Source organism: uncultured Thiocystis sp., from assembly GCF_903866365.1.
In the GTDB taxonomy this organism is placed as follows: domain Bacteria; phylum Pseudomonadota; class Gammaproteobacteria; order Chromatiales; family Chromatiaceae; genus Chromatium.
The window spans coordinates 1-25640 of record NZ_CAIPNF010000070.1 but is presented as its reverse complement, the minus strand read 5'-3'; the positions used below and the strand labels follow the sequence as shown (position 1 = coordinate 25640).

The following is a 25640-nucleotide window of genomic DNA, read 5'->3' as shown; positions in this document are numbered from 1 at the left end:
TGCGCCACCTGAGCATGAACCTGTTCGATCAGGAGGGGTCGGCGATCAGCTTGGCCAAGAAGCGCCGCAAGGCCGCGTGGAATGACGACTATCGCGCCAAGGTCGTGTTCGGCTGAGAATTTAAACGCGCTCGCCCTGGCCAGCCGCGCCCTGGGACCGCCGCCGGCGCATGGCCAATCGACACTCGACCGCCTGGCCTAGGCTTGCTCGTACCGACTGCAAGCCGTTACTCCCAGAAGCACCGTGGAGCGCGGGACATCGAATCGTCGCCGCCGCCGTTCGGCCCCAACAGTTAGCCGCCAATATTCCGTCTCTGTCTCGTCATATCGTCGCAACATCCTTTCCTCAGTAAAGTTTTCCAATCCGCCAACAATTTCTGTGGATAAGTTTGTGCATAAGGTCTGATCAAAGCATCGGAACGCGCGTGGTTGCTGGGCTCGGATTAGATTGGACGGATTTTGATCGATCAAGATAAGTACATTATAAACATAGACTTAGGGAACAAATGACAATTGCGTGACGCCTGTTGACGGCGCACTCATGCGCGCCCCGTTTAAGCCATTGACCCATGTGAATAAATTCAGTTGCCGTCGTCCGGCATCGTCCACGGCACCGGCGCGGATGCGCGTCCCCAGTCCATCGCCGGCCCCGGACAAGCCATCGTCCAGGGGTTGCCTGAATATTCGAATAGACTGATAAATCAATGCGCTTCGCGACCCGCCCCAGACTTGCGCTCACCCCGGAAAAGAGACAGGATAGTTCGCCGACACGGGAGACGATCCGCGACAGTCTCGGCGACTTGATCGGACCAGCGCCCAACCAAATCCCACCACCGCCCACGGAACGCACGGAAACCATCCCAGCATGACAACCCCGTCCGCACTGCAACCCGTCCGCGACCACATCGCCTCGCGCATCATCGGCCAACAGCCCTTCATCGACAGCATGCTGGTCTGCCTGTTGAGCGACGGGCACCTGCTGGTCGAAGGCATGCCGGGGCTGGCCAAGACCACCGCCGTCAAGGCGCTGGCCGAGTCGCTCGAAGGCGACTTCCACCGCATCCAGTTCACCCCCGACCTGCTGCCCTCCGACCTGATCGGCACCGACATCTATCGTCACGAGAAGGGCGAGTTCGAGTTTCGGCAGGGTCCGCTGTTTCACAATCTGCTGCTGGCCGACGAGGTCAACCGCGCCCCGGCCAAGGTCCAGTCGGCCCTGCTGGAGGCGATGGCCGAGCATCAGATCACGGTCGGTCAGCGCACCTATCCGCTGCCCAGGCTGTTCATGGTGCTGGCGACCCAGAACCCGGTCGAGCAGGAAGGCACCTATCACCTGCCCGAGGCCCAGCTCGACCGCTTTCTGATGCAGGCCGTGGTGACCTATCCGACCCGCGACGAGGAACTCAAAATCCTCGAACTCGACAGCCAGCAGCAGACCCAGAATCACGCGCCGCCCGTCAAGCCGCTGACCCAGGAAGAGTTATTCGCGATGCGCCGCGACGTGGCCGGACTCTACCTGGATCCCAAACTGCACAGCTACATCGTCGACCTGGTCCAGGCGACCCGCCAGCCGAAACGCTATGACCGGGATCTCGGTCGCTGGTGCCGCTTCGGCGCCTCGCCCCGCGCCAGTATCGCCCTCGCCCGCTGCGCCCGCGCCCGCGCCTGGCTGGACGGCGACACCTTCGTCACGCCCCAGCATATCCAGTCCGTCGCGCCCGAGATCCTGCGGCATCGGATTTTGCTGACCTTCGAGGCCGAGGCCGAGGGCGTGACCACGGATGCCTTTGTGAATCGGTTGTTGACGTTGGTGGCGATTCCCTGATGTGATTCCCTGATGTAGATGGTGAATCATTCGTAAGACATGAAGCAAAAAGTTATCGCAGCCGCAAGCAGAAAAATACTTTTCCTGCCTCATGCGATCAAACAAATGTCTCGTCCTGACAGAATGATCGGCACCGATGAAGTGCGAGAAACGGTATTCTCCGGCGAAATCATCGAAGAATATCCAGATGATCAACGAGGAGAAAGCTGCCTGATCACACATTCAACACGATGTCGCACGATCCATGTCGTCTGTGCGCCAAAAATCGAATACTTGGCGGTGATTACCGCATATTTGCCATCACCTGATCTGTGGTCGCCAGACTTTAAAGTGAGGAAGCAGGATGGAATGCCTTCATTGCAAAGGGAAAATGATTAGAGAAACTGCACCATTTAGTGTGGACCGAAACGGTTATCATATTACATGGGAATCAATTCCCGCCTGGGTATGCACTCAATGCGGAGAAGCGCTTTTCGAAGAAAATGAAGTTGACCATATTCAAAGGGCTTTGCAGAAAATCGATCAGGAAACTCGGGCATTAACATCAGAAGCGGCTTAATGCAGTCATTCTCTATTGCAGCGCCGAGATCACGCCTTCATTGCCGAAGCTTTCTAATTTCCTGGATGCATGGTTAATGATCAGATTTCCAAAAACGGCTAGAAAACAAAGTGGTTACCGCTATTATGCAAGCGGTTAAAGAGCGGACCCCACAGACGGCGCGGCGCTTATTCTGAGACGTCATGCCAGCAAGACCGCTAACCTGCCCTTTCAGGCGTTGCACTTCTAATTCAAATTAACTCCGTGCAATTCATCCAATCAATCCGAACGAGGTCAGAATCGATGAAGAAGAAATTAATCATCGCCGCCAGTGTTGCTCTGTTGGCACACACTTCCGCCCATGCAATCGACGCAAAATACAGGCAACAACTCGAGCGCTCCGGCTGCACGCAAGTCTCCGAGTCACAGGGCTGCGACATCACCAAAACCAAGGAAGAGAATGCCAAGGCCGGTTTTGTTTCGGAAGCCACCGCCGACACAGGGAGCGCCACGCACCACACCCCTTATGCCGGACAATGGGTGGCTAAAGCCAAGTCAGGAGCAACGGTCGCCACCATCCGGATCGATAGCAAAGAACATGTCTGGGTCAGCGGAAAGAAAGTGAACGCCAAGCGCAGTGACGGCGCTCTTGTCTTCAAGGATGGCACGATGACCTACACCATCCAGGGTGATCGGCGCTTGAAGAATGAGGACGTCTGGTCCGATTCCGATGCCGGAACGCGAGGGCACATCGTCGCCGAGTAACCACAGGGGGAAAGGTATCAGGCTTTAACCTACACGCGGTTAAAGAGCGGACCCCGCAGACGGTGCGGTACTCAATCTGCAACGCCGTCCCAGCGTGGCCGCTTGACTTTCACTTCAGCCCCCGCGTGGCCCCGTGCGGTAGTTCCGCATGCGGGGATCTGTGCGGGGTCGGTCGGGCAACTGGCCGCTACCGCGATGCACCAAACATAACAAACTTAATAGAAATAGCCATGGCAAAACTAGGAACAGAAAAAAGACCGATTATTGTTCGTGTACATACAGATGAAAAGGCAGGATACGTCGCGGAAAAATGTAATGAACATGGTTGGCATTTCATTATTGGTTTTGAACCTGACAAACCAGAGGATATTTCAGATTTAGAAAAAATGTTAAACCCGGTAAAACCGGCTGCCTCAAACAAGGTAGCGAGAAATGATCCATGCCCTTGTGGGAGCGGCAAGAAATTTAAGAAATGCTGTGGTACGTCAAGTACATTCGTCGCATGAAAATGCTAACAACGCACCCAGTGTCGCATATCGAGTCAGAAAGCGACGATGAGCAGACCACGGATTTTCTCAACAGCCTGCTCGATCTTGTTCGGGACGATGCCGCCCCCCTCTATTTCGCTTGTTTCAGTGGTTGGCGATCTGATCGAAGCAGATGAAATCGATCAAGAGCCACTTTAGCAACTGACAACTTGATTCAAGAATGAGCCTCTACCCCCGACTCGATGATCTGCTGGAGCTGCGCCATCAGGCCCATACGCTGGGCCTGCCGTCGCACCATCTGGTGAATTCCACCTTCGCCGGACTCTATGCCTCGGTGTTCCGTGGCGCGGGCGTCAACTTCGAGGAGGTGCGCGAGTACCGCGAGGGCGACGATATCCGCTATATGGACTGGAAGGTGACGGCCCGCACCAACCGACCGCACCTGAAAATCTTCCGCGAGGAGCGCGAGCGTTCGGTGGTGCTCTGTGTCGACAAGGGGCCGCACATGAGTTTCGGCACGCGCGGCACCTTCAAGTCGGTGCAGACGGCGCGGGCGGCGGCGCTGATCGGCTGGGCCGCCAGCCGTCTGAACGACCGCGTGGGCGGCCTGGTGTTCGGCGATCCGCAGACCGGACTCCAGCATTTCCGGCCCTCGCGCGGACGGCGGGCGCTCTGGCAATTGTTGCGCACGCTGACCGAACCCGGCGCCGACATGGACCCGTCCATCGACTGTCTGGGCGGCGCCTTGCGGCGGGCCTGCTCGGGTCTGCCAACCGGATCGCTGGTGTTCGTGATCGCGGATCTGAACCGCGATACGCTGGGGCTGGAGCAGGTGCTCGGCGATCTCAGCCAACGCAACACCGTCGCACTGATTCCAGTGGACGATCCGGCCGATTGGGAGATTCCATCCATGGGCGTGACCACCTTCACCGGCACCGATGGCGCACTGATCGAGATCGATACCGACGATCCGCACGCAAGACGACTCTACCGCCAGCGCTGGGAGGATCGACGCGACCGGCTTCAGGCCATGGCTCATCGTCTGCGGATCGTGCTGTTGCCGGTGCGCACGGATACGGAAATCCACCTGACCCTGATCCGCGATCTCGAACAGCGCGCGCGCTCGCGGGCGGTCTGATGGAACCGATGACACCCATGCAACAGCTTCGGGATATCCATGATATTTCAGCGATCCCCTGGTGGCCGCTCGCGCCCGGCTGGTGGCTGCTGGCGCTCGCCATGCTGCTGCTGACCTTTGCCGTCTGGCGCTGGCGCGCGGTCCTCAGCCTGCGGATTCCAATCCCTGGACTCACGCTCGGAAGCTGGCGCTGGGACGCGGCGGGCGCGCTGCGCGATCTGCGACGGCGCGCGCGCGCTGGGCAGGATGCCAAGCGAACTGCTGGCGAGCTGTCCGAATTGCTGCGCCGCATCGCCATGGCGCGGCTCGGACGCCCCGCCTGCGCCGGCTTGACGGGAAACGACTGGCTCGACTGGCTGGAGACGCACGATCCCAAGGGCTTTCGGTGGCGCGAACGCGGCCGGGTTCTACTGGACGCGCCCTATGCTCCGGCGGGCCATGGTGAGGACCCTCAAATACTGGCCCTGATCGAAGCGGTCGAGGGCTGGGTGACGACCCGCGAGACGACGCCTACAGGCGGTTTCCGGACAACACTCTCCCGAACTTTTCGTTGGACTTGATCGTCGTTCCGGGCAGAACCGATCGGCGGATGGTCCGCACAGCGGACCCTACGTCGGGTCCGCTGTGCGGACCGAGCGACGGTGACCGCAACGCTTCAGTCAACCAAAGATCCCTGCAAATGAGGACATCATCCGGTGTTTGAATTCCACTGGCCCTGGGCCGCTCTCCTGCTTTCGCTGCCACTGCTCCTGCCCTATCTCTGGCCCGAGCAGAGGAGTCAGATCGAGGAAACGCTGCAAGGCCAGCGTCAGACCCTGCTGCATCCGCATCTGGACGATCTGAAAGCGGCCTTCAGTCTCCGCAAGCCGCGACTGCAACTCGGCGGCTGGCTCTATTGGGCGCTGCTCTATTTGCTCTGGATCGGCCTGATCCTCGCCCTGATGCGCCCGCAATGGCTGACGCCCTACACCGAGATCAGCACACCCGGCTATGACCTCATGATCGCCGTGGACGCCTCGCACTCGATGGAGGCGCTCGATTTCACCGTCGAGGGCCGCCAGGTCAACCGCATGTCGGTGGTCAAGGGGGTGATGGGCCGCTTCATCGACACCCGCGAGGGCGACCGCGTCGGACTCGTCCTGTTCGGCAGTCAGGCGTTCGTCCTCGCGCCCCTGAGTCTCGACCGGCATGCCGTGCGTCTGCTGCTCGACGGCGTGATTCCCGGTATCGCCGGTCCGGCCACCGCGCTGGGCGACGCCATCGCGCTCGGTGTTAAGAAGCTGCGCGACCGCCCCGAGGGCTCCCGAGTGATGATCGTCATTGCCGACGGCGACAACAATGCCGGCGGTTTCGCCCCGAAGGAAGCGGCTCAGCTTGCCCGTCTCGCGGGGGTGCGGATCTATGTCATCGGGGTCGGCAGCCAGCAGACCAACATCCCGATCCTGGAGGATGGCGCGATGCGGTTTCGCGACGACCTCACCATGGACGAGACCACGCTCCAGCAGATCGCCGACCTGACCGGCGGCGGCTATTTCCGCGCCACCAACACCCGCGCGCTGGAGGAGATTTCCGCGCGCGTCGGTCAGTTGGAAAAGACCGAGGCCGAGGCGCGCACCGCCTATTTGCCCCGCCCGCTCTATCGCTGGCCACTGGGGGTCGCCCTGCTGGCCCTGCTGTGGCTGGGACTCTTCCCGGAAGGACGCAAACGCTTCGTGCGCAGGCTCGCCAGTGACTAACCCCATCGTCGATCAAGTCTTCCACTTCGAGCAGCCGCTCTGGTTTCTGGGTCTGCTCGTCATCCTGCCGGTGGCGCTCTGGCTGATGCGTAGCGCCGCCCGCGCCGCGCGCGGTCCCATCCATCGGTACGCGGACCCGCATCTGCTCCCGCACCTCAGCGGGACGCGCGATCTCAGGACCACCGAGCGCTGGGGGCGTTTTCTGCGCTGGGCGCTGCTCTGGACCCTGCTGCTCGCGGCCATGGCCGGCCCGCGCTGGGATTCGACCGATGTGCGACTCTTCCATCCCGGCAACAATCTACTGGTTCTGCTGGACATTTCGCGCTCCATGCTGGCCCAGGACGTGAGCCCGAGCCGACTCGGACGCGCCCGCCAGGAGTTGCAGGATCTGATCGCCAGGGACCAACAGGTGCGACTGGGGCTGATCGTCTTCGCCTCGACGCCGCATGTGCTCGCGCCAATCACCGAGGACATCGGCAGCCTGCTCAATACCCTGCCCGCGCTGTCCGCGGATCTCGCCAGCTCCAACCTGCAAGGCAGTAGCCTGACGCGCGCGCTGGACCGCGCCGAAAGCCTGCTCGCCGGTCTGCCCGAGGACAGCGCGCGGGCCATTCTGCTGATCTCGGATGGCGATTTCGATGAGCCCGGCCTGACGGAGCGGGTCGCGCGACTGGCCGAGCAGGGCGTCCGACTGCATGCGCTCGGGATGGGGACAACGGACGGGGCGAGCGTGCCAGCGCCGCAGGGTGGCGTGATCGTCGATCCCGCCGATCCGGGCCGTCAGCCGGTGCGCTCGCGTCTGAACGAAGCGCAACTCGAAGCCCTGGTCCAGGCTGGCGGCGGGCTCTATCGTCGCGCCGATTATCGCGACGCGGACACCGACGCCATTCTGAAGGCCGCCGCCGTCAGCCGTCTGCCCCCGGAGGCCAGCGACACACGCACCCGGATCTGGAACGAGCGGTATTGGCTGCCGGTGCTGCTGCTGGTCGGGCTGTTGTTGCCTCGGTTCCGTCGGCTGCCGCGTTGGCAAGGCGCGCGCAGCCAGACTCGCGGAGGGGCTTCCGCATGAGCAAATTCAGCAAGGCGATTGTCTGCCTGATCCTGTTCCCCGCCGCTCCGGTGAGCGCCGACTGGTTCAAGAACAAAGAACAGGCGGCCTACGACACCTATCGCGCCGGCGACTATGACACCGCCGCCAAATCCTTCGAAGATCCGTACCGTCAGGGCGTCGCGCTCTATCGGGCCGGTCAGTATCGGGAAGCCACGCAAGCCTTCGGCGAGGCCGCGAGCGGCAGTCAGGCCGAATCCGCCCGTTACAATCAGGGGAACGCCCGCTTTCAGCTTGGCGATTACACCGGCGCGGCCCAAGCCTATGAAGAAGTCCTGAGCGCCGACCCCGCGCATGAGGATGCGGCCCAGAATCTGGCGCTCACCCGCGCCAGGCTGGCGCGCCTGGAGCAGGAACAATTCCGCGACCAGTCCGAACAGAAAAAAGACACGAAAAAGGAAAAAGAAAAGGAAAAGAGCAAAGACAAGCAGGAATCATCCAGCAAACAGAAGCCGTCGGCTCAGCAGCAAAAGTCCAGCGAACAGCCGTCGGAACAGCAGAAATCCAGCGAGCAGAAAGAGTCGGATCAACAGCAGCAATCCAGCGAACAGAAGCAATCCGGTCAGCAACAGGAGAGCGAACAACAGGAATCCGGCGAAGGCGACCCCCAGGAATCGTCTTCCGAAGGGTCCGAATCCAAGGATCAGACGGGCGGCAAGGATTCGGCACAGACCGGCAAGGGCGACGATTCAAGCGAGCAGGACGAGCAGACTGGCAAGAGCCAATCAGATCAGGCATCCGAGGGCAAGGGCACCGAGCAGGACAGCGCCCAGGGTGCCAAGCAAGGCAAGGACGAGAACGCTGGCCAGGATTCAAAGGATCGCAAGGAATCCGGTTCGGGCGGCAAAACCGGGGAGCAATCCGATCCGGGCAAGGGCGATGACGAGCCGTCGTCCGAGGACCAAGAGGGTACGCGAGCATCGCGCGACCGAAAACCATCCGAGGAGAGCGGATCGTCGCAGGAGACGCGCGACCAGGGCGAAGAGGGCGAGAAATCACGCCCGGAGATCGAAGGCGGCAAATCCCGCGAGACGTCTTCCGAGCAGCCCGACCAGCCGACATCCGGCGACCAGGGCGAAAAGTCCGGCGAACGGGAGTCGAAAGAACAAGACGCGGACACCTTGGCCGGCGGCGGAGAACAAACACGCGACAAGCCGACCAGTGGCGCTCGGGACGATGCCGACAAGGGTGCTGGAGATCGTCAGGACCGCGACCGCTCCGACGCGGGGACCGGCGGAGACCGACAGGAGACCGACGCCAGCGATGACGAGCGGGATCGGGAAACAGACACCCCGCCCGAGCGGAGCGGTCGCGCGGCCGGGCGAGGTCGGGCGGAGGTCCCGCCTCCCGATGCGGCGCTAAGAGACAGTCAGGCCGAGGCGGTCGAAGACTTCGACCAGCTCGGTCGTCAGCCCGGCGCGGACCGGGAGTCCGAGACGAAGGAAGGTCAGATACCCGCGCTGGATGGTCCGACCGCAATGGGCGGGGCGGGCATGGCCGTGATGGAACAGCGGCTGCAACAGGTCGAGGGCGATCCGACCCTGCTTATCCGCAATCAATTTCGGCTCGAAGAGATGCGCCAGATGCAGGGCTTGACCGGCCCTTGGCGGGAGAACCGGCCATGGTGATCTGGAAAGCCGCCCGCTTGGCGACCGCCCTGTTCTGGCTCTGCATTGGTGGCGTCTGGGCTCAACCTTATTATGGTCAACCCCAAGCTCAATACGGCCAGACTCCTCCGCAGGCGACCCAATGGGGATTCCGGCCCGTCCCGCCCACGAATGCCCAGGGCGTTCCGCCGAGCGACCAGTTCGCGCCCAATCCAGGCCAGAGACCCTACCCGATGCCAGGCTATCAACCCCCTTGGCCGCCGGGCTATCCACAAGGTTACATGCCAGCCGCGCAAACCGCGCCGCCGCGACTCGAATGGTCGCTCGACGAGCCCCAGCCCTATCAGCAGCAGCCCGTCATTTTGCGGCTGGATTTGATCAGCCGCGGCAACCTCAGCACGGCAAACCTGGAGTTGCCCGCCAGCAACGATGTTCTGATCAAACAAGTGGGCGAACCCACCACCAGCGCCCGCACCACGGGCGGTCAGAGAGAGATCGTCAACGCTTTCGTGCTCAGCGTCATCCCCTTGCGCTCGGGAACTCTGGACCTGCCGCCGATCAAAATCACCGGTACCCAAGCCGGCGGAGGCATGGCGCAGCGCTTCGAGTCCGCCACCGCGCGCCCCATCGCTCTGCGCGTGCGCCCTCCACTGAATTCGGTGCAACCCTGGCTGCCGTTGAAGTCATTGACCCTGAAATCCAGCATCGACCGCGAAGGCACGCTGGAGCCGGGCCAGCCCGTCACCCTGGTGCTGGAAATCGCCGCGATTGGCGCGACCGAGGCCCAGCTACCAAGCCTCGAAGGCCAATTGACCGGGCCGGGCTTCCGCCTCTACCGCGAGCAGACGCTGACGGAGAGCGGCCTGTCGCCGGAGGGTCGCGACCTATTCGCCCGGCGCACCGAGTATTACACCCTGGTTCCGCAAACCGGCGGCCGGCTCAACCTGCCCGAGATGAGCATCGCCTGGTGGAATGTCGATCGGGAGGTGCGCGAAGTCGCCCGCCTGCCTATCAAGACGCTGAACGTGCGCGGCGGCGGTCCGCTGGGACTCTCGGCATCCGCGCTGTCCGGACCGGGACTGGGCGTTTTCTGGCTGCCCCTCGCCGGTCTTCTGCTGCTGCTCGGCGGTTATTGGGGCGGGGTCTATTATCGCGAACGTGTCCGGCAACCCGGACTCGCGTTGAAGAGCGCCCTAGGCCGCCGACTGCGCACCGCGCTGTCGAGCGTCTGGGCGCAATTCCAACGCACGCTGACCCGACTGAATCCCCAACCCATCCTGGCCAGGGCGCGCGTGAGCTGGTCGCGCAGACTGCCGCCGAGCCATCATTTCCGCGCCTGTCTACACCAGGCGAATCGCGCCACAACCCCCGGCGAATGGCGCGAACGCTTCGAGCGGGAGGCGCGAATCCGACCGTCTTTCCAGGGCGAACTTACGCCATCCGCGTTGACTCAAGGCATCCTCGCGCTGCGCCCTGGCGCGGATCGCGAGACCCTCGCGCACCTGATCGCGGAGTTGAACGCCGCGCTCTATGGCCAGCAGACGCTCGACTTCCCCCGCTGGAAGCGCGAGTTCATGCGTCAGATCGGACGCGGGTTCCGGAAACGACCGCGGGAAAGCGGCAAGGTCCGCTGGGCGGCCCTGCCGGAGTTAAATCCGGGCTGAACGTCCGAGCTGGAAAGCCGGTTTGAGCGGCGAATCAGGAGCCCTGTCTGCAACCGAGTGACGCGCACGCCTCTCTCTTGAATTGCCGTCGTCCGCTCCTTCATGGCACAGTCGCATGATGAACGCACCAGCCCGCCCACTCCGCGCGCGCATCCATCTCGATGCGCTACTCCACAACTATCGTCATGCCAAGTGTCTGGCGCCCAGAGCACGCGCGCTCGCCGTGGTCAAGGCCAACGGCTACGGTCATGGGGCGGTTGCCGTGGCGCGCGCGCTGGCGGACGAGGCCGACGGTTTCGCGGTGGCCTGTATCGACGAGGCGATGGAGTTGCGCGAATCGGGCATCCGCCATCCGATCCTGTTGCTCGAAGGCGTCTTCGCGCCGCACGAAATCGCGCTGGTTGACCGCGCCGGACTGACCGCAGTGATCCATAGCCGCGAACAACTGGAGTGGATCCTGGCCGCGCGTCCGGCGCGCCGCCTGGATTGCTGGATCAAGCTGGATTCGGGCATGCACCGGGTCGGACTGGCGCCGAACGATTTCGCGGCCGCCCATGCCGCGCTAACCGCCTCGCCCCATCTCGGCGAACTGGTCGCGATGAGCCATTTCGCGCGGGCCGACGAGCCGGAGCATCCCTATACCGAGCGGCAGATCGCGATCTTCGGTCAGGCGCTTGGTGGCCTCCGGATCCCCCGCAGTCTTGCCAACTCGGCCGCCATCCTGGCCTGGCCTCAATCGCATGGAGAATGGACGCGGCCCGGCATCATGCTCTATGGCGTCTCGCCACTGCCGGGCGAGCATCCACAGGCAACGGCGCTCCGCCCCACGATGACGCTGGAATCCGCACTGATCTCGGTCCGGGATCTGGCGCCGGGCGAACCGGTCGGTTATGGCGGGCGTTTCGTCTGCGAGCGGCCGACCCGGATTGGCGTGGCCGCCGTCGGCTATGCGGACGGCTACCCACGGCATGCGCGCGACGGCACCCCGGTCGCGGTCAATGGACAACGTACCCGGATCATCGGCCGCGTCTCGATGGACATGATCACGCTCGACCTGACCGGGATGGCGGATGCCCGCATCGGCGCTCCGGTGGAACTCTGGGGCGCGACCATCCCAGCCAATGAGGTCGCCCAGGCCAGCGACACCATCGCCTATCAGCTCTTTACCGGCATCGGTCGCCGGGTGCCCTTGCTCCATGAGGGCGTTTGACTCAATGGAAGTGATGCACGTACCGCAGATTCATCCGTGATCCCTCCGGACGATTCTCCGCGCCGGTCTCCCAATAGGCATTGAGAAACACATGGTCGTGTTGCGAGAAGTGGTAGACGACTCCAGGGCCGATCCCGAACACCTGCTCCTTGCTATCCGCAACGTCATGGCCGTCGAGTTTGCTGTCGGTGAACTGCTTGAGATAGTAGCCGTTGATTCCAACCCGTAGCCGATTCGGCATCACCTCATATTCGCTCGCGAAGTTGAGATGGACGGCCTGACCAGCCTGCGCATCGTCGGCGCCCAGCGGTCGGTAGGGATCCTCGTTCTCGGCATTCCACAGATAATGCAAACGCCAGGAGATCGTCCATTTCGGCATCAGAAAGGCGGTCGCGGCCCAGTAAGGATTGAACGAAAAGAAGTTGCTGCCCGGATTCAGCGCATGGTCTTCGTCATAAGCGCCGGTCGGCAGGAGCATCTGCAACTCGACCCGCTGCACGAACCTCGGCCCGTTTGGCCCCATGATGGGATCCCACTGGAGAAAAGGACCGATCAGCAGATCGCCGAGATTGGCGCTGTTGGCGGAGAGCGCGAAGTTGTCCTCGGGATCCAGATCGAAGGCGGCATAGGGCAGCATCAGGTTCATCCCCCATTTGCCGCCGAACGCCAGCGCCTGATCGGACTGGAACGTCAGTTGAGTGATGCCGATATTGACATCCACCTCGGCCTTTTCCAGACCGCGCAGGGTCGGCAGACGCAGGTCGTCGCCGTCCGAGTCCTTGAGTCGGCCGCTCCGGTAGAACTGGACATACTGCTGGGCATACCAGCCTGGACCCGCCGGCGGCGCGCCGTCCAGAAAGCTGGTGAAACCAAGATTCACGGCCGGCAGGTCATACGCGGACACCAGCGGTGCCACGACCAGTCCACCTGTCACCGTCAACGCTTTCAAGCCGAAATATCGCATCGTCGCGCCCTACTCTTCTCTGGAGATGGAAACGGGCGAAACATTACCATAAGGTTAATCCGGAAACCCAAGCCGGGAAGAGCGTCGCTTGATCAGGGTCAGGGTATCCACTGAACCTGCATACTTCCTAGCGCCAGTCGCCCGCATCCACTGCCACGTTCTCGCCGGGGATAATGACGCTGGTTGAATTCGACCAGTCTCATGCTAGCAATCGCAAGTTGACGTCCTCCCCGACCTAAAGGACGGGGATTCCTACGGCGACTCGCTGAGGCGTCGAGCCTGAGCGAATCGCTTCGGCGGGTTCCTGCTGCTGGCCCCCAGCGGGGCTCACTTCACAGGCTAACCGGGCATGTCCTGCCCTTAGAATATTGATCGCGCCGACCAAATCGGCGTTTTCCTCGAAGCCGCATGCGACGCACGCGAACCGGGCTTGCGTCTGCCGGTTCTCCTTGGCGGTATGCCCGCAGCACGGGCAGGTCTGGCTGGTGTAGTGCGGCGGCACCGCGATCAAGTGTCCGCCCGTCCACACCGTCTTGTCGTCCAGTTGCCGGCGAAACTCACCCCATCCCTGATCGAGAATCGCCTTGTTCAGGCCGGACTTGGCTCGAACATTGGTGCCCGGCGCGTCCATCGTCCCGGCTGCCGACGCGGACATATTTTTGACCTGCAAATCTTCGACGAACACGAGCGCGTGGTTTTTGCTGATCGTGGCCGAGGTCTTATGCAGATAGTCGTGGCGGGCGTTGGCGATTTTGGCATGGATGCGCTGGACCTGGGCTTTCGCTTTCTTCCAGTTGTTGCTGAACTTGGTCTTGCGGCTCATCGCCTGCTGGGCCTTGGCGAGCGCCTGTTCGAGGCGTTTGAAGCTGTTGAACGGGGCGTAGACCGTCCCGTCGCTCAAGGTGGCGAAGCGGACAACGCCCACATCGACCCCGACCGCCGTCCCCTGATGCACCGGGATTTCGACCGCACGTTCGGTCTGGATCGCGACGAACCACTTGCCGACTGACTGGCTGACGGTGACATTCTTTACCGCCCCGAGCACCTCGCGGCTGTTGCGGTAGCGTAGCCAACCGAGCTTGGGCAGGAACAGGCGACCGTTGGCTTGGTCGAGCTTGACGCCCTGGGGATAGCGCAGGCTGTCGCGCGACTGGCCTTTCTTCTTGAAGCGGGGCGCGTCGGCGCGTTTGGCGAAGAAATTGGTGTAGGCCCGGTCCAGATCCTTAAGGGACTGCTGCAAGGCTTGAGAGGGCGTGTCGCAGAGCCAGGCTGTTGATGGGTCGGCCTTCCACTCGGTCAGCGCACTGCAAAGATCGGCATATCCGAGTTTCTTCTCGCCGGTCGCATGGCGCTCCTGCTGCAATGCCAGCGCCCGGTTGAAGACGAAGCGGCACGATCCCGCGAAGCGGCGCAGGTCGCGCGCTTGCTCGCCGTTCGGCATCAACTCAAACTTGAAGGCTTGGAGACGTTGCATCGCTAGAGTATACTTTGGTCTATGAACAATGACAACGATATTCGGCGAGGTAGGCACTGCATTTTTGCGATGCACGTCCATTTGGTCTTTGTGACCAAATACCGCCGCAAGGTCTTCGACGGCGAGGCCATCGCCAGCCTGCGCGCGATCTTCGCCAAGGTCTGTGCCGACTTCGAGGCCACCTTGGTCGAGATGGATGGCGAGGACGATCATGTTCACCTGCTGGTCGAGTACCCGCCCAAGGTCGCGGTGTCCGCCCTGGTGAATAGCCTCAAGGGCGTGTCCAGCCGGTTGCTCCGTCAGGAGCGGCAGGACATCGAGCGGCGCTACTGGAAAGGCGTGCTTTGGTCGCCCTCCTACTTCGCCGCGTCCTGCGGCGGCGCACCGATTTCGATCGTGCGTCAGTACATCGAACAGCAGCAGACGCCCACTTGAGCCAAGAGAGGCCGGCGCTGCCGTCCGGCGCTATCCATCCCCGCCCTGAACGACGGGGCTTTTCGCGCAAGACGGGTAACAGGGTGGGAGCGAGGAACCTGCCAGCATGATAGAATTGATTGTTTTTGAGATTAAGCATAACGCGATCCATGCTTCAGGATCGCGCAGTTAGATCACAGCCGGTTTATCACGCCCATGCCAGATTTCGCCAGAGAAGTCATCCCCATCAATCTTGAGGACGAGATGCGCAAGTCCTATCTCGATTACGCCATGAGCGTGATCGTGGGGCGGGCGCTGCCGGATGTCCGCGACGGTCTCAAGCCCGTGCATCGACGGGTTCTGTTCTCCATGAGCGAGCAGGGCAATGTCTGGAACCGCGCCTATCGCAAGTCCGCCCGCGTGGTCGGCGATGTCATGGGTAAGTATCACCCGCATGGCGATTCGGCCATCTACGACACCATGGTCCGCATGGCCCAGCGTTTTTCGCTGCGTTATCTGCTGGTGGATGGGCAAGGTAACTTCGGGTGTTTTACTGGCGATACCGCCATCAAACTTGCCGACGGCACCGAAAAAACTTTCGCGGAACTGGCGAAGCTGCCACCGGACGAGAGGTTCCATGTCTATGCGGTCGACAAGACCGGCAAGATCGTCATCGCCGAGGGTCGTTATTCGCGCGTGACCCGTCCCGAGACCGCGCTCATGGAGCTGACGCTCGATCATGGTGTCGCCATCCGCTGCACACCCGACCATCGGTTCATGCTGCGCGACGGAACCTATAAGGAAGCCCAGGCGCTGACGCCCGACGACAGCCTGATGCCGGGGGTTTTCGACACGGCGCCAGTCAAGCAGGGCATGAATGACTATCTGCGTGTCTTCCAGCCCAATCTCGGCCAATATCAGTTCGTTCATCATTTGGCCGACGAATTTAATGCGGAACGTGGCCTGACAGATTCGTCAGGGTCTTTTGTCAGGCATCATAAAAATTTCAACCGTTGGGACAATAGCCCGTCCAATATTCAACGAATGACCTTTTTGGATCACCTGCATCTGCATGCCGGGCAGATTAAAGAGCTTTGGAATGACCCGGATTTCCGGAGTGCGCAGAGACAGTCAGTGCAGCGGTATTACGCGGAACATCCCGATGTTGTGGATGAGCGAAGGCAGCGTTTCATCGCACAGAATCAGGATGCATCCTTCAAAACGCAGAACGCCGGGCGTACCTCGATCGGATTGCGCCGTTATTACACCAATCATCCCGATGCGCGCACGGCGATTACGGAGCGGATGCGGGAGCTCTGGCAGGATGCGGACTATCGTGAACAGATGTCCAATGCCCTGTCTGGTCTCGAAAAACGTCCGCTGTCGGACGACGATCAAGCCAGGATTGCGCGGATCGTTTCCGAAAAAAGCAAACTCATGTGGCGTGACGACGAGAAGCGGGGACAGATCGTCGCGGCGATCTGTCGCGCGCTGGCATCGGAAGAGATTCGCTCGAAAATCAGCCATGCCGCGAAACGCAACTGGCGTAATCCAGAGTATCGCGCCAAATTTTCCGACGATCATTTTGTACGGATGGCGCATCTCCTGTGGGCAAAACCGGAAAGCCGCGTTCTGCATGGCGAGAAAATCGCGCGGCAACGGGAGAGCGAGGAATTCCGCGAAGCGCAAAGGCAAGGAGTGCGCGCCGCCAATGCCCGACGTCTTGCGGATCATCCCGACATGATGCGGGATATCAATGGCAAGGCGGTCGAGTCCTTACGGATGAATTGGCGGACAGCGGAGTATCGCCAGCAGGTGATGCGCCGTAAAATTTCCGGTTATGTCTATAACTTGATCAAAGCGTTTCCAGACCAGGAGATGACTCCCGAATTATACGAAGACCAGCGTCGCCAGAACTGGATTCCTCGCATGACCAAGGCCGTCGAATACTTCGGCGATTTTTCGGCATTGCTTGAGGCAGGAAAAAATCATAATCACCGTGTCGTGGCAATGCGCATGCTCGATGAAACGGCGGACACCTACGACATCACGGTCGATGAGCACCACAATTTCCTGTTAGCCGCTGGCGTGTTCGTCCATAACTCCGTCGACGGCGATCCGCCCGCGGCCATGCGTTACACCGAGGTGCGCATGATGCGCCTCGCCGATGCGCTGCTGGACGATCTGGACAAGGAAACCGTCGATTTCATTCCGAACTATGACAATACCGAGCATGAGCCCACGGTGTTGCCCGCCCGCTTTCCCAATCTGCTGGTCAATGGGTCGTCCGGGATCGCGGTCGGCATGGCGACCAATATCCCGCCGCATAACCTGCGCGAGGTCATCGATGCCTGTCTAGCGATCATCGAGAACCCGCTGATCACCATCGAGGAGATCATGGAGATCGTGCCGGGACCGGATTTCCCGACGGCGGCGCTGATCAATGGGGTACGTGGCATCCGCGAAGCCTATCGCACCGGACGCGGTCGCTGCGTGATGCGCGCGCGCACCATCACCGAAGTGCAGAAGCGCAGCGGACGCGAGGCGATCGTCGTCACTGAGATTCCCTATCAGGTCAACAAGGCGCGCCTGCTGGAACGTATCGCCGAGTTGGTCAAGGAAAAAAAGATCGATGGCATCGCGCAGGACGGGATGCGCGACGAATCCGACAAGGACGGGATGCGGATCGTCATCGAGCTCAAGCGCGACGCCCATGCCGAGGTGCTGCTGAACAATCTGTATCAGCACACCCAGATGCAGCAGGTGTTCGGTATCAACATGGTGGCGCTGGTGGATGGCCAACCGCTCACGCTCGGCCTCAAACAGATCATGGAGTATTTCCTGCGTCATCGCCGTGAGGTGGTGACGCGCCGGACGCTGTTCGAGCTGCGCAAGGCCCGCAATCGGGCGCATGTGTTGGAAGGCTACGCGATCGCGCTGGCGAACATCGACGAGGTGATCGCCACCATCAAGGCGTCGGCGAATCCGGGCGAAGCGCGTGAACGTCTGATGGCGAGAGCCTGGTCGCCTGGAGCCGTGACCGGGATGATGGCGCGCGCTGGTGCGGATCAGACGCGTCCAGAGGATCTCGAACCTGAGTTCGGTCTGACCGAATCGGGCTATCGGTTAAGCGAGCGTCAGGCCAAGGCGATCCTGGATCTGCAACTGCATCGGCTCACCGGTCTGGAGCAGGAGAAGATCCTCAAGGAATTCGAGGAGATTCTGGACCGAATCGCCGAATTGTTGCTGATCCTGTCGAATCCGGATCGTCTGATGGAGGTGATTCGCGAGGAACTCGTCGCCATTCGCGAGCAGTTCGGCGACGCCCGGCGCACCGAGATCCAGGTCGATCATACGGATCTGACCCTGGAGGACTTGATCAATCCCGAGGATGTGGTGGTGACGCTCTCGCATCAGGGCTATGTCAAGGCCCAGCCGATCAGCGATTATCAGGCCCAGCGGCGCGGCGGCAAGGGCAAGAGCGCGACCTCGTTCCGGGAAGAGGATTTCATCGACCGCATCTTCGTCGCCAACTCGCTCGATACCGTGCTCTGTTTTTCCAGTCGCGGCCGGGTCTACTGGCTCAAGGTCTACGAACTGCCCCATTCCGGGCGGGGCGCGCGCGGGCGGCCCATGGTCAACCTGCTGCCGCTGGAGCCGGGCGAGCGCATCAATGCGCTGCTGCCGATCCGCGAGTATGAGGAAGGGCTGTTCGTGTTCATGGCGACCAGCGCCGGAACGGTGAAAAAGACCCCGCTCAAGGATTTCTCGCGGCCACTGTCGCGCGGCATCATCGCCATCGATCTGCGCGAGGACGAGGTGCTGATCGGGGTTGCGATCACGGATGGCAATCGGGATCTGATGCTCTTTACCTCCGCTGGCAAGGCGGTGCGGTTTTCCGAAGACCATGTGCGCGTCATGGGGCGCACCGCGCATGGCGTGCGCGGCCTGCGTCTCCAGGAAGGTCAGCGGGTCATCTCGCTGCTGGTACCGGAGCCCGGAACCGTGCTCAGCGTGACCGAAAACGGTTATGGCAAACGCACCCGGGTCGAGGACTTCCCGACCAAGGGGCGCGGCACTCAGGGCGTGATCGGCATCAGCACCTCCGAGCGCAACGGCGCCCAGGTCGGCGCGGTGCTGGTGCGTCCCGGCGACGAGATCATGCTGATCACCGAGGGCGGCACCCTGATCCGTACCAGTGTGGACCAGATTCCGGTCGTCGGTCGGAGCGCGCAGGGCGTTAAACTCATCAACCTGAGCGAAAACGAGCGTCTGGTCTATGTCGAGCGGATCGTGGCCCTGGAGAGCGACGGAGAGAACGGCGAGACCGAAGATCCGCTGCAGCATCGCGCACCGGAAGACGATCCCATTGAAAACGGCGAACCGGATCCGGAAGACGACGGCGATTCGGAAACCGACGCGGAAGATTAGTGCTTCGCTGCTCAAGTTCCGAGACCGGGCATCCTCGTTGTCGTTGTCGTTGTAATCGCGGTCTCGACATGGCGAATATTCGATTACGATTACGACAACGACCTGAGACGGTCTTGGGACTTTCGCACAGCTGCATTAGGCGGTTTGCGCCAAAGGATTTAACTCCTGACTGATCGTTGAGGATGTAGGGGCGAATGAATTCGCCCCTACGGTGAGCGTGGCGGAGCGACGATCGTCCCACACGAATACAATTGATGGCGCGCCCCAGGTCATTTCAGGTAAAAACTTGACTGATTTTCCGTTCGTCCTGACTCCTGAGCGGAGCCGAAGGGTCGAAAATACAATGAACAACTGCAATCCGCATGAGGAAAGTCAATATGGCTCGCGTCTTTAATTTCAGCGCCGGTCCGGCGATGCTGCCTGAGTCGGTGCTGCGCCAGGCCCAGGATGAAATACTCGACTGGCAGGGCAGCGGCATGTGCGTGGCCGAGATGAGTCACCGCGGCAAGGAGTACCTGTCCATCGCCGCGCAGGCCGAGTCGGATCTGCGTGAGCTGTTGAAGGTTCCGGTCAACTATAAGGTGTTGTTCCTGCAGGGCGGCGCGTCCAGCCAGTTCGCGGCGGTGCCGATGAACCTGCTGCGCGGCGGCGGCGCGGCCGATTATCTGAATACCGGCTCCTGGTCCAAGAAGGCCATCTCCGAGGCCCGTCGTTACTGCGCCGTGAACGTCGCGGCAACGACCGAGGACAGCAAATTCACCCGCGCGCCGTCCCAGGACGAACTCAAGCTCGCCGATGGCGCGGCCTATGTCCACTACACCCCGAACGAGACCATCGAGGGCGTCGAGTTCCCTTATGTGCCCGACACGGCGGGCATCCCGCTGGTCGCCGATATGTCCTCGACCCTGCTGTCGCGCCCGATCGATGTCGCGCGCTTCGGCTTGATCTACGCGGGCGCACAGAAGAACATCGGCCCGGCCGGACTGACCATCGTCATCGTGCGCGAGGATCTGCTCGGTCAGCCGATCGCGGGCACGCCGACCATGTTCGATTACAAGATTCACGCCGATAACGATTCCATGTACAACACCCCGGCCACCTATGCCTGGTATCTCGCCGGGCTGGTGTTCAAGTGGCTGAAGGATCTAGGCGGACTGGACGCGATGGCTGCGATCAACGCGCGCAAGGCCAAGCTGCTCTATGACACCATCGATGCGTCCGATTTCTACGCCAACCCGGTCCAGCCGGATGCGCGCTCCTGGATGAACGTACCCTTCACGCTGGCCAATCCCGAGCTGGACGAAACCTTCCTCAAGGAGGCCAAGGCGGCAAATCTGACCACGCTGAAAGGGCATCGCTCGGTCGGCGGCATGCGCGCGAGCATCTACAATGCCATGCCCGAGGCGGGCGTCGAGGCGCTGGTGGCTTTCATGCGGGAGTTCGAGCGCAGACAAGGTTAAACGCAAGTTGTCAGCTGGCAACGACCTCTTCACTGACAACTGATCACTGACACCTGACAACTAACAACTAAAAACTGACACCTTTGATCTTATGTTCAAAATCCAAACGCTGAATAATATCTCCGTGGCCGGGTTGGAGCGCCTGCCGCGCGACCGCTACGAGGTCGCCTCCGAGATCGCCCATCCGGACGCCATCCTGGTGCGCTCCGCCAAGATGCACGACATGGAGATCCCCGCCACGGTCAAGGCCATCGGACGCGCCGGCGCCGGCACCAACAATGTGCCGGTCGCGGCTATGACCGCACGCGGCGTGGCGGTCTTCAACGCCCCTGGCGCCAACGCCAACGCCGTCAAGGAACTGGTGATCGCGGGCATGCTGATCGCCGCCCGCAACATCGCGCAAGCGTGGCAGTTCGCACGCGGGCTCGAAGGCGACGACACCGCCATCAATCAGGCGGTCGAATCCGGCAAGAAACAATTCGGCGGCTTCGAGCTTCCCGGTCGCACTCTCGGCGTGGTCGGACTCGGCGCCATTGGCGTCAAGGTCGCCAACGCCGCGCGCGCCCTGGGGATGAAGGTCGTCGGCTACGATCCGACCATCACCGTCCACCGCGCCTGGCAGCTCGCCAGCGATGTCCAGCCGGCCCTGAGCATCGACGATCTGCTCTCGCGCTCGGACTTCGTTACCTTCCATGTGCCGCTCACCGACGAGACCCGGCACATGATCAACGCCGAGCGCATCCGCACCCTGCCCAAGGGCGCCGTGCTGCTGAACTTCTCCCGCGAGGGCATTCTCGACGATGCCGCCGTGGTTGCCGCGTTGGATCAAGGCCATCTCTACGCCTATTGCTGCGATTTTCCGAGTAACCTGCTGAAAAACCATCCGCGCGTCGTGACCCTGCCGCATCTGGGCGCCTCCACCCGCGAGGCCGAGGACAATTGCGCGATCATGGTCGCCGATCAGATCCGCGAGTACCTGGAAAACGGCAACGTCACCAATGCGGTCAACTTCCCGGAGATCTGTCTGCCGCTCAATGGCGGTCTGCGGCTGGCCATCGTCAACAGCAATGTACCGAACATGGTCGGTCAGATTTCCACCGATCTCGCCACTGCCGGGCTCAATATCCTCGACATGCTCAACCGCTCGCGCGGCGACGTGGCGGTGACGCTCATCGATATCGACAAGCCTTGTCCCGATGACACGCTGGCCCAGCTTCAATCCATCGCGGGCGTGCTCTCGGTCCGCCGGCTCGGCGGCTGAACGGAGTTCCCGCGTCATGGCGACAGTCAGCAGCGACGGGCTCGATCAGGTACGCAGCCGGATCGATGCCATCGATCAGGAGTTATTGCGGCTGATCAGCGAACGCGCCCGCTGCGCCCAGCGGGTCGCGCATCTCAAAACCGAATCCAATGGCGACCAGGTCCAGTTCTATCGACCGGAGCGCGAGGTCGCGGTACTGCGCCGCATCAAGGACGCCAATCCGGGGCCGCTGGACAGCGAGGAGGTCGCCCGCCTGTTCCGCGAGATCATGTCCGCCTGCCTGGCGCTGGAGCGCCCGCTCAACACGGCCTTTCTGGGGCCGGCAGGCACCTTTACCCAAGCCGCGGCGATCAAGCACTTTGGCCATTCGGTCGTGACCCGCGCCATGGCGACCATCGACGAGATCTTTCGCGAGGTCGAATCCGGGGCCTGCGATTTCGGCGTGGTACCGGTGGAGAACTCAACCGAGGGCGTGGTCAGTCATACCCTGGATCTCTTCATGAGTTCGCCGCTGCGAATCACCGGCGAGGTGACGCTGCGGATTCATCATCATCTGATGAGTCATGATGCCAATCCGAGCGCGATTCGCGTGCTTTACTCCCATCAGCAATCGCTGGCCCAGTGCCGCGGCTGGCTCGACCGCCACCTGCCCCACGCCGAGCGGATTGCCGTCGGAAGCAACGCCGACGCCGCGCGCACGGCGGCGACCGAGCCAGGGGCGGCGGCGGTTGCCGGTTTGCAGGCGGCCGAGATCTACGGCCTGACGGTGCTCGCCGAACGGATCGAGGACGATCCCGGCAACACCACCCGCTTTCTGGTCATCGGCAAAGCGGATTCGCCGCCGAGCGGTCAGGACAAGACCAGTCTGCTGCTTTCCTGCCGCAACCAGGCAGGCGGTCTGCACGCCTTGCTGATGCCGCTGGCCGCGCACGGGATCAGCATGACCCGGATCGAATCGCGCCCCTCGCGCCGGGGCATCTGGGATTATGTCTTTTTTATCGATATCCTCGGTCATCGCCAGGATCTGGCGGTCACCGCCGCCCTGGAGCATCTGGAGAAGGACGCGCCGCTGTTCAAGATCCTTGGATCCTATCCGGTGGCCGTGTTGTAATCCCGAGCCTTCACGGTGCCTTGCCGCCGACATTCGATGGGGGCTCTCTACATGAGATGGTCGCAGGTTCTCGCGGATCCGGTTCTGCAAAACCTTCCCTATAAAATCGAACTCAATGAATGGGGGAAGGTGGTTTTGAGTCCCGCCTCCAACAAACACGGACTGCTGCAAGCGGAATTGGCTGGGTTTCTGCGGGATCACCGGGGCCACGGCAAGATCATCACGGAATGTTCGATCAGCACCGCCAAAGGCGTCAAGGTGGCGGATGTCGCGTGGGGGTCGCAGGATTTCTTCGCGAGGAATGGACTGGAAACGCCTTACCGGGAAGCCCCGGAGCTGTGTGTCGAGATCGTTTCTCCGTCCAACTCGACGCTGGAAATCGAGGAAAAGGTCAATTTATATCTGTCCAAAGGGGCGCGGGAGGTTTGGGTTTGCGATGAGGATGGTCGTCTGCGGTGTTTCACTTGCCGCGACTCAATCGAGCATTCCCGATTATTCCCCAACGTGCCAGACGACATTCCATTTCAATAACCCTTTCGATGCCTTATGAGCCAAGCTGACAACCCCTTTCTGGCCTTTGCGGCCCCCTGGATCGCCGGACTCACGCCCTATGTGCCGGGCAAGCCGATCTCGGAACTGGAACGCGAACTCGGGATCCGCGACTCGGTGAAACTGGCCTCGAACGAAAACCCGCTCGGACCCGGACCCAAGGCGCGGGCCGCCATCGTGGCGATGCTGGACGAAATCGGCCGCTATCCCGATGGCGGCGGTTTCGATCTGCGCCGCGTGTTGGCAGACTTCCACAACGTTTCGCCGGCGTCCATCACGCTCGGCAACGGCTCCAACGACGTGCTGGATCTGGTGGCACGCACCTTTCTGCAACCCGGTGTCGAATCGCTGTTTTCCGAGTACGCCTTTGCCGTCTATCCGATCGCGACTCAGGCCGTCGGCGCCACCGCGCGGATCGCCACTGCGCGCGATTATGGTCATGACCTTAACGCCATGGCCGCGCTGGTCACCGACCAGACCCGCGTCGTCTGGATCGCCAACCCCAACAATCCGACCGGAACCTGGCTGTCCGCGCAGGCGCTCAAGTCCTTTCTCGGCGCACTGCCGAAAACCTGTGTGGCGGTGATCGACGAAGCCTACACCGAATATGTGTCCGAGCCGGATTTCCCGGACACCACCCACTGGATCGAAAGCTGTCCGAACCTGATCGTCACCCGCACCTTCGCCAAGGCCCACGGTCTGGCCGCGCTGCGGGTCGGTTATGGCATCAGCGATCCGCGCGTGGCGGATCTGCTGAATCGGGTCCGTCAACCCTTCAACGTCAACGCCATGGCCCAGGCCGCCGCCGCCGCCGCCATCACCGACCGCGAACATGTGCGCGCCTCGGTGGAGCTGAACCGCGCCGGCATGCGACAGTTGACCGAGGCGTTCGTCCGGCTGGGGCTCGACTATATCCCCTCGGTCGGCAACTTCGTCACCCTCAACCTCGGACGCCCGGCCGGCCCGGTCAACGATGCCCTGCTCCATCGCGGCGTCATCGTGCGTCCCGTCGGCAACTACGGTCTGCCGAATCATCTGCGTATCAGCGTGGGTCTGGTGCAAGAAAACGCGCGCTTCATCGACGCCCTGGAAGACGTGCTCGCGGCATGATCGAGCGGCTCGCGATCATCGGGGTCGGGCTGATCGGCGGTTCGCTGGCCCGCGCCCTGCGCGCCGCCGGCGCGGTGCGCGAGGTGGTCGGTTGCGGTCGTGCCCTGCCGAATCTTGAGAAGGCGCAAGCGCTCGGCGTCATCGACCGATTCACCCAGGCTCCCGCCGAGGCGGTCGCGGATGCCGACCTGATCTTTGTCGCCGTCCCGCTCGGGGCCATGCGTGGCGTCTTCGACGCGATTCGCGCGCATCTCCAGCCGGAAACCGTGATCACCGATGGGGGTAGCGTCAAAGGCAGCGTGGTCCTGGACGCCAGCGCGGCCTTCGGCGCACTGCCGCCGCGTCTGGTACCGGGCCATCCCATCGCCGGAACCGAGCATAGCGGGGTCGAGGCATCCTTCGCCGAACTGTATCGGAATCGCCGCGTCATTCTGACCCCCTTGCCCGATACGGATCCCGACGCGCTCGCGCGCGTACAGGCCATGTGGGAAACCTGCGGCGCCGAGGTGACCCTCATGTCAGTGGCGCACCATGACGAAGTGCTCGCCGCGACCAGCCATCTTCCCCACATGCTCGCCTTCGGGCTGGTCGACGCGCTGGCGCGCATGCGCGAGAACGACGAAATTTTCCGTTATGCCGCCGGTGGTTTCCGCGACTTCACCCGCATCGCCTCCAGCAACCCGGTCATGTGGCGCGACATCTGCCTCGCCAACCGCGAGGCATTAAGCGCCATGCTCGCGCGCTTCGGCGTGGAGATGACGGACCTCGCCGAGAGCATCCGCCGCGCC

Annotated in this window: 22 protein-coding genes; 20 read left to right on the top strand and 2 right to left on the bottom strand. The window is 62.0% G+C overall.

The annotated features are described in order from the left end of the window. Positions 1 to 864 precede the first annotated feature (864 nt). From QZY07_RS04655 to alr, 12 genes are all read left to right on the top strand, one after another. Complete coding sequence (locus QZY07_RS04655) at positions 865 to 1824, top strand: MoxR family ATPase (protein ID WP_295400174.1); 960 nt, start codon at positions 865 to 867, stop codon at positions 1822 to 1824. A gap of 39 nt (positions 1825 to 1863) precedes the next feature. Next, positions 1864 to 2202, top strand: coding sequence for a DUF4258 domain-containing protein (locus QZY07_RS04650; RefSeq protein ID WP_295400172.1), 339 nt, complete (start codon positions 1864 to 1866; stop codon positions 2200 to 2202). Then, a complete protein-coding gene (locus QZY07_RS27295) occupies positions 2168 to 2383 on the top strand; it encodes a YgiT-type zinc finger protein (protein WP_363183729.1) in 216 nt (71 codons plus the stop codon). The genes QZY07_RS04650 and QZY07_RS27295 overlap by 35 nt, the downstream gene beginning before the upstream one ends. Before the next feature lie 282 nt (positions 2384 to 2665). Next, positions 2666 to 3127: a hypothetical protein gene (locus QZY07_RS04645; protein ID WP_295400170.1), complete on the top strand. Its 462-nt coding sequence runs from the start codon at positions 2666 to 2668 to the stop codon at positions 3125 to 3127. Between the two features lie 230 nt (positions 3128 to 3357). Next, entirely contained in the window at positions 3358 to 3633 is a 276-nt protein-coding gene (locus tag QZY07_RS04640; protein WP_295400168.1) for a PBPRA1643 family SWIM/SEC-C metal-binding motif protein, read from the top strand. 202 nt (positions 3634 to 3835) lie between these two features. Then, on the top strand, positions 3836 to 4753 hold the full coding sequence (locus QZY07_RS04635; protein ID WP_295400166.1) for a DUF58 domain-containing protein: 918 nt from the start codon (positions 3836 to 3838) through the stop codon (positions 4751 to 4753). Positions 4754 to 4770: 17 nt separating this feature from the next. After that, positions 4771 to 5313 carry a DUF4381 domain-containing protein gene (locus QZY07_RS04630; RefSeq protein ID WP_295400164.1) on the top strand — a complete coding sequence of 181 codons (543 nt, stop codon included), beginning with the start codon at positions 4771 to 4773 and terminating at the stop codon, positions 5311 to 5313. A 135-nt stretch (positions 5314 to 5448) separates the two neighbouring features. Then, positions 5449 to 6489, top strand: coding sequence for a VWA domain-containing protein (locus tag QZY07_RS04625; RefSeq protein WP_295400162.1), 1041 nt, complete (start codon positions 5449 to 5451; stop codon positions 6487 to 6489). Between the two features lie 4 nt (positions 6490 to 6493). Beyond that, the gene (locus tag QZY07_RS04620) at positions 6494 to 7558 is read left to right on the top strand and encodes a VWA domain-containing protein (protein WP_363183731.1); all 1065 of its coding nucleotides are present in this window, start codon (positions 6494 to 6496) and stop codon (positions 7556 to 7558) included. Further along, positions 7555 to 9225: a tetratricopeptide repeat protein gene (locus QZY07_RS04615; protein ID WP_295400159.1), complete on the top strand. Its 1671-nt coding sequence runs from the start codon at positions 7555 to 7557 to the stop codon at positions 9223 to 9225. Before QZY07_RS04620 ends, QZY07_RS04615 begins: the two co-directional genes overlap by 4 nt. After that, positions 9219 to 10868, top strand: a complete 1650-nt coding sequence (locus tag QZY07_RS04610; protein WP_295400158.1) for a hypothetical protein — start codon at positions 9219 to 9221, stop codon at positions 10866 to 10868. Before QZY07_RS04615 ends, QZY07_RS04610 begins: the two co-directional genes overlap by 7 nt. A gap of 115 nt (positions 10869 to 10983) precedes the next feature. Further along, a complete protein-coding gene (gene alr, locus QZY07_RS04605) occupies positions 10984 to 12078 on the top strand; it encodes an alanine racemase (protein WP_363183725.1) in 1095 nt (364 codons plus the stop codon). A 1-nt stretch (position 12079) separates the two neighbouring features. Here alr and QZY07_RS04600 read toward each other — a convergent pair whose 3' ends face one another. Together QZY07_RS04600 and QZY07_RS04595 are read right to left on the bottom strand one after the other, a co-directional pair. After that, entirely contained in the window at positions 12080 to 13042 is a 963-nt protein-coding gene (locus QZY07_RS04600) for a transporter (RefSeq protein ID WP_295400156.1), read from the bottom strand. A 235-nt stretch (positions 13043 to 13277) separates the two neighbouring features. Further along, positions 13278 to 14483 (bottom strand): transposase, encoded by a 1206-nt coding sequence (locus QZY07_RS04595; protein ID WP_295400154.1) that lies wholly within the window; start codon positions 14481 to 14483, stop codon positions 13278 to 13280. A gap of 54 nt (positions 14484 to 14537) precedes the next feature. Between QZY07_RS04595 and tnpA the strand changes: the two genes are divergently transcribed. From tnpA to QZY07_RS04555, 8 genes are all read left to right on the top strand, one after another. Beyond that, positions 14538 to 14951, top strand: coding sequence for an IS200/IS605 family transposase (gene tnpA, locus QZY07_RS04590; RefSeq protein WP_295400152.1), 414 nt, complete (start codon positions 14538 to 14540; stop codon positions 14949 to 14951). A gap of 195 nt (positions 14952 to 15146) precedes the next feature. Further along, positions 15147 to 19361, top strand: coding sequence for a DNA gyrase subunit A (gene gyrA / locus QZY07_RS04585; RefSeq protein WP_295400151.1), 4215 nt, complete (start codon positions 15147 to 15149; stop codon positions 19359 to 19361). A gap of 377 nt (positions 19362 to 19738) precedes the next feature. After that, positions 19739 to 20821 (top strand): 3-phosphoserine/phosphohydroxythreonine transaminase, encoded by a 1083-nt coding sequence (gene serC, locus QZY07_RS04580; protein ID WP_295400149.1) that lies wholly within the window; start codon positions 19739 to 19741, stop codon positions 20819 to 20821. A 91-nt stretch (positions 20822 to 20912) separates the two neighbouring features. Then, positions 20913 to 22082 carry a phosphoglycerate dehydrogenase gene (locus QZY07_RS04575; protein WP_295400147.1) on the top strand — a complete coding sequence of 390 codons (1170 nt, stop codon included), beginning with the start codon at positions 20913 to 20915 and terminating at the stop codon, positions 22080 to 22082. 16 nt (positions 22083 to 22098) lie between these two features. Further along, positions 22099 to 23193 (top strand): prephenate dehydratase, encoded by a 1095-nt coding sequence (pheA, locus tag QZY07_RS04570; RefSeq protein WP_295400145.1) that lies wholly within the window; start codon positions 22099 to 22101, stop codon positions 23191 to 23193. Between the two features lie 36 nt (positions 23194 to 23229). After that, entirely contained in the window at positions 23230 to 23724 is a 495-nt protein-coding gene (locus tag QZY07_RS04565; RefSeq protein ID WP_295400143.1) for a Uma2 family endonuclease, read from the top strand. Positions 23725 to 23739: 15 nt separating this feature from the next. Continuing rightward, on the top strand, positions 23740 to 24852 hold the full coding sequence (gene hisC, locus QZY07_RS04560) for a histidinol-phosphate transaminase (RefSeq protein ID WP_295400141.1): 1113 nt from the start codon (positions 23740 to 23742) through the stop codon (positions 24850 to 24852). Beyond that, on the top strand, positions 24849 to 25640 hold a 792-nt coding region (locus tag QZY07_RS04555; protein ID WP_295400139.1), incomplete at its 3' end, for a prephenate dehydrogenase/arogenate dehydrogenase family protein. The genes hisC and QZY07_RS04555, both read left to right, overlap by 4 nt.

Coding starts and splice junctions, on each gene's coding strand:
- QZY07_RS04575 (WP_295400147.1), top strand. CDS start 20,913: ATGTTCAAAATCCAAACGCTGAATAATATCTCCGTGGCCGGGTTGGAG.
- hisC (WP_295400141.1), top strand. CDS start 23,740: ATGAGCCAAGCTGACAACCCCTTTCTGGCCTTTGCGGCCCCCTGGATC.
- QZY07_RS04640 (WP_295400168.1), top strand. CDS start 3,358: ATGGCAAAACTAGGAACAGAAAAAAGACCGATTATTGTTCGTGTACAT.
- QZY07_RS04610 (WP_295400158.1), top strand. CDS start 9,219: ATGGTGATCTGGAAAGCCGCCCGCTTGGCGACCGCCCTGTTCTGGCTC.
- pheA (WP_295400145.1), top strand. CDS start 22,099: ATGGCGACAGTCAGCAGCGACGGGCTCGATCAGGTACGCAGCCGGATC.
- QZY07_RS27295 (WP_363183729.1), top strand. CDS start 2,168: ATGGAATGCCTTCATTGCAAAGGGAAAATGATTAGAGAAACTGCACCA.
- alr (WP_363183725.1), top strand. CDS start 10,984: ATGATGAACGCACCAGCCCGCCCACTCCGCGCGCGCATCCATCTCGAT.
- QZY07_RS04630 (WP_295400164.1), top strand. CDS start 4,771: ATGCAACAGCTTCGGGATATCCATGATATTTCAGCGATCCCCTGGTGG.
- QZY07_RS04655 (WP_295400174.1), top strand. CDS start 865: ATGACAACCCCGTCCGCACTGCAACCCGTCCGCGACCACATCGCCTCG.
- serC (WP_295400149.1), top strand. CDS start 19,739: ATGGCTCGCGTCTTTAATTTCAGCGCCGGTCCGGCGATGCTGCCTGAG.
- gyrA (WP_295400151.1), top strand. CDS start 15,147: ATGCCAGATTTCGCCAGAGAAGTCATCCCCATCAATCTTGAGGACGAG.
- QZY07_RS04615 (WP_295400159.1), top strand. CDS start 7,555: ATGAGCAAATTCAGCAAGGCGATTGTCTGCCTGATCCTGTTCCCCGCC.
- QZY07_RS04565 (WP_295400143.1), top strand. CDS start 23,230: ATGGGGGCTCTCTACATGAGATGGTCGCAGGTTCTCGCGGATCCGGTT.
- QZY07_RS04650 (WP_295400172.1), top strand. CDS start 1,864: ATGAAGCAAAAAGTTATCGCAGCCGCAAGCAGAAAAATACTTTTCCTG.
- QZY07_RS04595 (WP_295400154.1), bottom strand. CDS start 14,483: ATGCCGAACGGCGAGCAAGCGCGCGACCTGCGCCGCTTCGCGGGATCG.
- QZY07_RS04635 (WP_295400166.1), top strand. CDS start 3,836: ATGAGCCTCTACCCCCGACTCGATGATCTGCTGGAGCTGCGCCATCAG.
- tnpA (WP_295400152.1), top strand. CDS start 14,538: ATGAACAATGACAACGATATTCGGCGAGGTAGGCACTGCATTTTTGCG.
- QZY07_RS04600 (WP_295400156.1), bottom strand. CDS start 13,042: ATGCGATATTTCGGCTTGAAAGCGTTGACGGTGACAGGTGGACTGGTC.
- QZY07_RS04645 (WP_295400170.1), top strand. CDS start 2,666: ATGAAGAAGAAATTAATCATCGCCGCCAGTGTTGCTCTGTTGGCACAC.